Source organism: Brooklawnia sp. (assembly GCF_049651565.1).
Taxonomy (GTDB): Bacteria; Actinomycetota; Actinomycetes; order Propionibacteriales; family Propionibacteriaceae; genus Brooklawnia.
On the sequence record NZ_JBASCI010000068.1, the window covers coordinates 1 to 7,077 of the forward strand.

Annotated in this window: 7 protein-coding genes and 2 pseudogenes; 5 read left to right on the forward strand and 4 right to left on the reverse strand. The window is 69.6% G+C overall.

Annotated elements, in window-relative coordinates; all coding sequences use genetic code 11:
• Positions 1-2,050, reverse strand: a 2,050-nt coding sequence (locus tag WBL05_RS03285) for a hypothetical protein (RefSeq protein ID WP_424223714.1), incomplete at its 3' end; no start/stop codon positions are given.
• 92 nt (positions 2,051-2,142) lie between these two features.
• Here WBL05_RS03285 and WBL05_RS03290 point away from each other — a divergent pair.
• A pseudogene (locus tag WBL05_RS03290) lies at positions 2,143-2,391 on the forward strand (AsnC family protein); the annotation flags it as partial.
• Positions 2,392-2,402: 11 nt separating this feature from the next.
• On the opposite strand, the gene WBL05_RS03295 reads toward WBL05_RS03290, so the two are convergent.
• Positions 2,403-2,585, reverse strand: coding sequence for a hypothetical protein (locus WBL05_RS03295; protein ID WP_424223720.1), 183 nt, complete (start codon positions 2,583-2,585; stop codon positions 2,403-2,405).
• Between the two features lie 83 nt (positions 2,586-2,668).
• On the opposite strand from WBL05_RS03295, the gene WBL05_RS03300 reads away from it, so the two are divergent.
• Positions 2,669-3,253: an Lrp/AsnC family transcriptional regulator gene (locus WBL05_RS03300; protein WP_424223722.1), complete on the forward strand. Its 585-nt coding sequence runs from the start codon at positions 2,669-2,671 to the stop codon at positions 3,251-3,253.
• Positions 3,254-3,425: 172 nt separating this feature from the next.
• Here WBL05_RS03300 and WBL05_RS03305 read toward each other — a convergent pair whose 3' ends face one another.
• Together WBL05_RS03305 and WBL05_RS03310 are read right to left on the reverse strand one after the other, a co-directional pair.
• Positions 3,426-3,878: a hypothetical protein gene (locus WBL05_RS03305; protein ID WP_424223715.1), complete on the reverse strand. Its 453-nt coding sequence runs from the start codon at positions 3,876-3,878 to the stop codon at positions 3,426-3,428.
• 26 nt (positions 3,879-3,904) lie between these two features.
• A complete protein-coding gene (locus tag WBL05_RS03310) occupies positions 3,905-4,129 on the reverse strand; it encodes a LapA family protein (RefSeq protein ID WP_424223717.1) in 225 nt (74 codons plus the stop codon).
• 164 nt (positions 4,130-4,293) lie between these two features.
• Here WBL05_RS03310 and WBL05_RS03315 point away from each other — a divergent pair, with 164 nt between their 5' ends.
• The 3 genes and pseudogenes from WBL05_RS03315 to WBL05_RS03325 form a co-directional block, all read left to right on the forward strand.
• Positions 4,294-4,785, forward strand: coding sequence for a DUF1269 domain-containing protein (locus tag WBL05_RS03315; RefSeq protein WP_424223718.1), 492 nt, complete (start codon positions 4,294-4,296; stop codon positions 4,783-4,785).
• A gap of 56 nt (positions 4,786-4,841) precedes the next feature.
• Positions 4,842-5,351 (forward strand): hypothetical protein, encoded by a 510-nt coding sequence (locus WBL05_RS03320; protein ID WP_424223719.1) that lies wholly within the window; start codon positions 4,842-4,844, stop codon positions 5,349-5,351.
• Between the two features lie 7 nt (positions 5,352-5,358).
• Positions 5,359-7,077: pseudogene (locus tag WBL05_RS03325) on the forward strand (hypothetical protein); the annotation flags it as partial.

A 7,077-nucleotide genomic window follows, 5' to 3' on the forward strand; every position in this document is an offset into this window, starting at 1 on the left:
GCCCTGACAGGGTGGGCCGCACCTGCGCCGGCCGGCGGCCGGCAAGCAGCAGCCGGGCCCGGGCAAGCGCCACGAACGGCTCCTGGTCAGCGGCCGGGCCAGCGGCGTCATGGCGGGCCAGCACAGCGAGGGCGCGCTCGGGTGAACCGGCCGCCAGCTCAAGGTCGACCCCGAGACTGGTCAGCATCGCCGCGAGCCAGGGCACCCGCGGGTTGCGGGCGAGTTCGGCGTCCAGTTCGACGAAGACCTGCCGGGCCATCCTGAGGTCATCCGACTGGAGGCATCGTTGGGCGGCGACCAGGCGTAACCCGGCGGCGATCAGCGGGCTGCCTCCGGCATTGGCCGCTGCTCCGCGGGTGACCGCCTCGGCCACCCCCGCCAGGTCGCCCTGCCGCCACGCGGCAAGCGCCAGCGCCAGCCAGCCGGGGCCCATCTGGTGGAAGGAGGCCCAGGTCTCGTCGTCCTGGCGGAGGACCGCTTCGGCGGCGGCGCGGGCCCTCCGCAGGTGGCCCTGGGCCGCCAGCGCCAGCGCGAGGTAGCCCTGCGAACTGATCCCACCCTGCCCGGTCATCGCCCAGCCCATCATCCCGACCGCGGCGTCCGGCCGCGCCGACCACAGCTCGGCGACCGCGAGGAGGCTGGTTGCCAGACCGGGCAGTTGACCCCAGCCCGGTACGGCGGGCGTCTCGGCGTGGCTGCGCACCTGTTCGGCCCTGCTGCCGTGTTCCTGCATCGCCGCCACGTCGCCGCGCAGGTAGGCCAGCATGCCGTGCACCAGGTGGAAGGCGAGGGTCGCCGGAGCCCAGCGGTCTGCGGGCAGGCCCGGCAGTTCCTGCTCGGCCCACTTCAGGTGTGCGGACGCGCTGGCCAGCTCTGCCCGGTCGAGGTCGGCGAAGGCCAGCGCGATCCGCAGCTCCGGTCGTCCAATCGCAACAACCTGTGGTACCTGGGCGAGCAACGAATCGATGGCGCCGTGACCCGCAGCGAAGGCGGTCTGCAGCGCCGAGCGGACGGCCACCGCGCCGACGGTGTCCCAGTCGCGCGATTCGATCGCGAATCGCAGCGCCTCCAGGCCATCGCCCTGCTCCTCGAACCACAACGCCGCCTGCCGGGCCAGCCGGCGGGCGCGCTCCGGGTCGGTGGCCAGCAGCCGGGCCCGCAGCGCCTGCAGCACCAGTTGGTGCAGCCGGTACCATCCGGCGCCCGACAACATGAAGTAGTTCTCGGCCGACAGCTCGTGCAGTAGTCGGCCGGCCTGCGGGTCGCCGGTCAGTGCGATGGCCAGCGGCGCGCAGATCTCGTCCACGACGCTGGTCGCCAGCAGCAGGTTCCGCAGTCCGGCCGGCATGGCGTCGACCTCGTCCATCACGTACTCGCTGACCAGCGTGTTGCTGCCGTCGAAGTCGGCCACGGCCGCGGCCGGGTCGGCGGTGTCGGCGAGCGCCATCGCCGCCATGCTGAGCGCGGACGGCCATCCGGCGGTGATGCCGGTCAGGTGGGCGACGCCAGCCTCCGGCAGCCGCAGACCTCGGGTCCGGAACAGCGCCTCGGCCTCCGGGGTGGTGAACGCCAGGTCGGCAGACCGGACGTCGCCAAGTGCACCAGCCACCCGCAGCCGGTGCAGCGGCAACGCAGGGTCGTGGCGGGAGATCAGGATCAGGTGCAGGCCGCCGGGCGGGTTGCGCACCGCGACCTCCAGCAGCCCCAGCGAGTCGCCGTCCTCGATGAGCTGGACGTCGTCCAGCACCAGCACCGCTTCGCGACGGCCGAGGGCAGCGAGCAGGGCGAGCGCCAGCTCGGGGTCCGTGGCGACCTGGGGTTCGCCGCGGTCAGCGATCTCCTCACCCAGTCCGGTTCGGGCCGCCGCGCGCAGCGCGGCCCACAGCCTGCGGGCGTCAGCGTCGCGCGAGCTGAGGGTGACCCATACCACCGGACCGGGTGGGTGTCCCTGTCGGACCCAGTCGGCGACCGCCAGCGTCTTGCCCGCTCCCGGACCGCCGGTGACCAGTGTGACCGGGTGCCGGCCGGCCTGGTCCAACAGTCGCAGCACGCGAGGGCGGGCCACCGTGGCCACGGTCGGTTGCGGCACGGTGAAGCGTGTCTGGTTGACTGGATTTGTCGTGGTCACTTCCGTCCTAGGGCATGGAACCGCTTGTCAGGCGGCGTATCGCCAAGCGTCTCCACGCTACGCGGGGGACGACGATCGCCGTCGCGCCATGCAGGATTGGTGCTGTTAGGCTCAACCCCGTGCAGGATTCGCTCGTCGATCAGCTCGACCTGAGGTTGATCCACGCGTTGCAGGTCCGCGCCCGGATCCCCTGGACCACCCTCGCCGGGGTGCTCCGGGTGGACGCCGCCACCCTGATGCGTCGCTGGCGACGGCTGGTCGACAACGGCTACGTCTACGTCACGGCGATGACCCCGCTGGAGCAGAACCGGCTCTCGCTGGCCCTGGTGGAGGTCGACTGCGCACCATCGGCGGTGCCCGCGATGGTCCAGCGGCTGGAGACCGACCCGGGCGTGGTGGCACTTGACCTGACCGCCAGCGGCCGCAGCCTGATCGTCACCCTGGTCGGCCGCAGCATCGACGCGACCAGCGCGTGGACGATGGCGCTGGGCGGGCGACCCCCGGATCACCGCGCTGCGCACCCACCACGTCTCGCAGCTGGTGGCGGAGGCCAGCGTCTGGCGGCCCAGAGCCCTGTCGCAGACCGAGGAGTCGGCGCTGCGGGCGTGGCCGCCCCGGGGGGAGGCAGATGCGAAACTGACCCGCGAAGAACGCGCCGCGGTGATCGAGTTGCTGTCGCAGGACGTCCGCAGGCCCATCACCGAACTGGCCGAGCGGTCGGGGCTGTCGAAGCGTCGGGTGAGCGACTTCCTGTCGGCGATGACCACGTCCGGCGATCTGGTCATCCGCGTCGACCTGGCCCGCCGGCTCACCCCGTTCCCGATCTTCGCCTACTACTTCCTGACCGTCCACCCGAGCCGGGTCGGTCAGATCGCCGCCCAACTGGGCCGGATGAGCGAGACCCGGATGGTGGCCCGAATCGTCGGCCGCTACAACCTGGCCGTCACCTTCTGGCTGCGCTCGCTGGGTGACCTGCAGCGTCTGGAGGAGGCCCTGGACGCCAGGCTGCGCGACGTGGTGATCGAGGACCGCACCCTGGTCACCCGTACCCCCAAGCACGTTGGCCACCTGCTGGACGACGACTCGTTCGCCACCCGCGGCCGGGTTCGCGTCCTGCCGGTCTAGCAGCCTGCTGGACAGGGCGTCGATCTGTCCGCACTCTGCGGGTGGGGCACGATCCCCGCACGGGGACGGAAAGTGCCCGCCTCTGGGGGTCTTGACGTACATTGTCCGGCGCTTCGGGCGGAAAGCGTACGGCCGGGCCCGCTGACCCCTACCCGACGCGCGCTTGATGCGCCTAGCGGGACGGCGGGTGCACGCTCAGGTGCACCAGTTCAAGGTTGAGCGCCTCGATCCGGTTGAGCAACTGGGCCAGGGCGGCTCCGGGCGCGAGCCGGAACCGGATCGTGGTGGTGGTGAACTCGTCGACCACTTGGCCATCGCCGAGCAACGAGACCAGTACGTCGTCCAGCATCCCCCTCAGGTCCATGGTCACCAGCACCTCACCGAGCGTCCCCAGGGCCCAGGATGCATCGTCCTCGGTCGCCGGCACGGCGTCCATGCTCACCACGCTCAGCCCGGCATGGTGCAGGCGGTGCAGCAGGCCCATCAACGCTGCGGCGTCCAGCACCACCCCGCTGAGCATCGTCACGTCGGCCTCCTGCTGCCCTGCCAGCACCCCGGCCAACTCGGCGCGCAGGTCGTCGGAGATGACGCCTTCGGCGTCCACCTGGACCAGCAACTGTCCCATCAGTGACTCCTCTTCCCCGGCGGGGCTCACCTGCGGCGCGCGGTGAGCCATCCGGTCAGCAGGCCGAGCACGAAGACGACGGTGAGGGTCAGCCAGGCCGGGGCGGTGAACTCCAGCACGAACAGGTTGCTGACCACCGGGTCACGGTTCTGCACGATGAACGCGATGACGACCACCGCGATCACCACTCCCAACCAGACCCGGGGATTCTTCAGGTAGCCGGTGATCCTGCTCTCGGTCGCGTTGGTCATGATTCCTCCCCAGGGACTCGCCGTCGATGGTTGATCCTTGACCTGCCCATGCGTCCCCGGATCACCCTCCGTGGGTGGTGCGCGGACGCGGGGGTGCCACTAGACTGGGCTGATACCACGTACCACGACCAGTTGCCGGCCGGTGCCGGCCAGAGGGGATCACCATGTCGGAACTGATCATCATCGGCTACCAGGACCACGAGACCGCGGAGCGGGCCTACCAGCGCGTCCTGCAGCTCAAGAGCGACTACATCGTCGAACTGACCGGTCTGGCGGTGGTCCGGATCGACCCGGACGGCAAGCAGCACGTCGACACCCCGGCACCGATCGTCGGCACCTCGGCAGCCTCCGGCGCGCTGTGGGGCTTCATCCTCGGGTTGCTCTTCCTGGTTCCTGCCTTCGGCATGGTCGTTGGCGGGCTGTGGGGTGCGGTGCTGGGACGACTGAGCAAGTCGGGGGTCAACAAGGCGTTCCGTGACCGGGTGCGCGGCATGCTGCAGCCTGGCAAGGCCGCGGTCGTGATCATGGCCAGCAAGATCACCGAGGACAAGTTCGCGGCCGGGATGAGCGAGTTCGGTGGCGAGGTGCTCAAGTCGTCGTTGTCAGAGCAGGAGGAGGCCGAACTGATGCAGGAGCTGGGCACCCACACCGAGTGACGCCTGACCGCGAGGCGGCTGCGCCACCGCTGCGGTATTCGAGGACGGGAATCGCCATGGGGCTGGTCGTTGCCGGCGGCTTGACCGAGGCCGAGGCTCAAGCACGACTGGCCGCCGGTCAGCAGAACACCACGCGACTGAAGCGGTCGAGGACCCGCACTGCGCTGCGACGCGAGAGTGTGCTGACGATCTTCCACCTCAACATCATCGGGTTGGCGCTCATCCAGATGCTGATGGGCGAGTGGGTCGGTGCTGTGCTGACGTTGCTGCTGGGAGTGGCGACCCTCGCCATCCGGGCGGTTCAGGAGGCGGTGGCACGGCGCCGGATCGACGCGTTGCAGGAGAACCTTCGGCCCCGGGCGACAGTGCTGCGTGATGGCCGGGTCAAGAGCATTGGCGCCGACGAGATCGTCCAGGGTGACCTGCTGGTCATCGCTCCGGGCGACCAGTTCCAGGTGGACGGTCACGTGGTGGACGGCAGCATGATCGTAAACACGTCGATGGTCACCGGTGAACGCGGCTGGCGGCGGGTCCAGGTCGGCGACGAAGTGAACGCAGGAAGCTAGCTATTGCCTGTCGGGCCGGGCGAAATTCCTGGCTGACCGGGTGGGCCGCGACCGGCTGATCCACGCCCGGATCAGTGGCTCCACAGTGTCGACTGAGCGACCAACTCCGCTGGAAGGCACGATCGCCCGGATCCTGAATGTGCTGCTGTTGGTGGTGCTCAGTTATGCCGCCATCCTGCTGGCCAAGTACCTCCGGCTCGACGTCGGCGCCTCCGTGGATGCCTTCGTCGAGGCGGCACCGGTGATCTTCAGCCTGCTGCCCACCGGGCTGTACCTGATGATCGTCAGCACCTACTCGACCGGCACCGCCAGCCTGGCCAGGGCCGGTGCGCTGGTGCGCAGCGCACGTTCGGTCGAGGAGCTGGCCGAGTCGAACGTGATCTGCTTCACAGATGTCGGGCTGCTGTCGGGTGCAGCCATGGACCTGACGCCGGCGCCGCAACCGCCGGACGACGACTGGCCCTCGCCGCCACAGCTTCGGCAACTGGTCGGCGACATCGCCCGCAGCACCTCGGTGCGAACACCGATCTCGGATGCGCTCGCCAAGGCGTTCGAGGGCGAAGAACGCACCGTCGTGACCGAAGCGGCGCACCTCGCCACCCTCGGCTGGACAGCGCTGGCCTTCGAGGACGATCCGGACCTGTTCGTGCTGGCCGGCCCCGGCTTACTGGCCAACGGCGACCACCAGCCCGAGGACAGCAGCGTCAACCGGTTGGTGCTGGCCTACCGCCCCAACGACGTCGCGCTGGTCGACGACCAGGGCGCGCCTCGGCTTCCAGACGGTCTGATCCCGTTGTGCACCATCGAGTACCGACGACGAATGCGTCCAGAGGCGCTCCAGCTGGTCCGCGACTTCGTGGCGTCCGGAGTACGGATCAAGCTCTTCTCAACAGAACCACCACAGCAGGTTCTGGCTGCCCTGCGCGAATCCGGGCTGTCGATCGAGGACGAGCGCCGCTGGTTCGCCGAGAGGGTCCTGTCGAGGGGCGACCTGGCACGGATACCTGAGGACGAATGGGTGCGCGCGGTCGACCAGTACCGGTTGTTCGGAGGCCTGACCCCCCACCAGGTCGGCCGGCTTGTCGGCCTGCTGCGGGCAAGCGGCAAGCGGGTCACCGTCGTCGGCGACGGGCTGACCGACCTGGACGCGTTGCACGAGGCGAACCTGGCGGTGGCGCAGGCCGCCAGCGTCCAGGCTGCGCTGGACACCGCCCACATCGTGCTGCTGCACAACTCCCCCACCGTGCTGTTGAGGGTGCTGCACAGGGGACAGGCGATGGTGCGCGGGCTGCTTGACGTGATCAAGCTCAACCTGGTTCTGGTGGTCTGCTCAGCCATTCTGATCGTGGCGGTCAGGCTGACGAGCGTGGGGTTTCCCTACCTGTCGGGTCAGGGCACCCTGATCAGCATCCTCGCTGTGACAATCCCGTCGCTGGTGTTGCCTTTCTGCGCGAGCCACGGGGCGGTGTCCAGCGCCAGTTATCGCCAGATCCTGATGCGGTTCGTGCTGCCGCCCGCAGTGCTGCTCAGCGCGGCGGCGCTGCTGGTCTACCTGATCGTGTTGAACCGTGCCGGAACCGTGGCCAGTGCGCAATTGGCAGTGACCTACACGCTGCTCTATGCCGGACTTGTGCTCACGGTGCTGATCAAGCCTCCGCTGCGCACCCGTCCGCCGCTGGTGGCCGGTGGCAGGCCGCGCCGGGACTGGCGCGGCGTGGTACTGGCC

What these genes read in the sequence shown, in the direction of transcription:
- WBL05_RS03315 (WP_424223718.1), top strand. Translation starts at nt 4,294, where the DNA reads ATGTCGGAACTGATCATCATCGGCTACCAGGACCACGAGACCGCGGAG.
- WBL05_RS03320 (WP_424223719.1), top strand. Translation starts at nt 4,842, where the DNA reads ATGGGGCTGGTCGTTGCCGGCGGCTTGACCGAGGCCGAGGCTCAAGCA.
- WBL05_RS03295 (WP_424223720.1), bottom strand. Translation starts at nt 2,585, where the DNA reads ATGCTGCGGCCGACCAGGGTGACGATCAGGCTGCGGCCGCTGGCGGTC.
- WBL05_RS03305 (WP_424223715.1), bottom strand. Translation starts at nt 3,878, where the DNA reads ATGGGACAGTTGCTGGTCCAGGTGGACGCCGAAGGCGTCATCTCCGAC.
- WBL05_RS03310 (WP_424223717.1), bottom strand. Translation starts at nt 4,129, where the DNA reads ATGACCAACGCGACCGAGAGCAGGATCACCGGCTACCTGAAGAATCCC.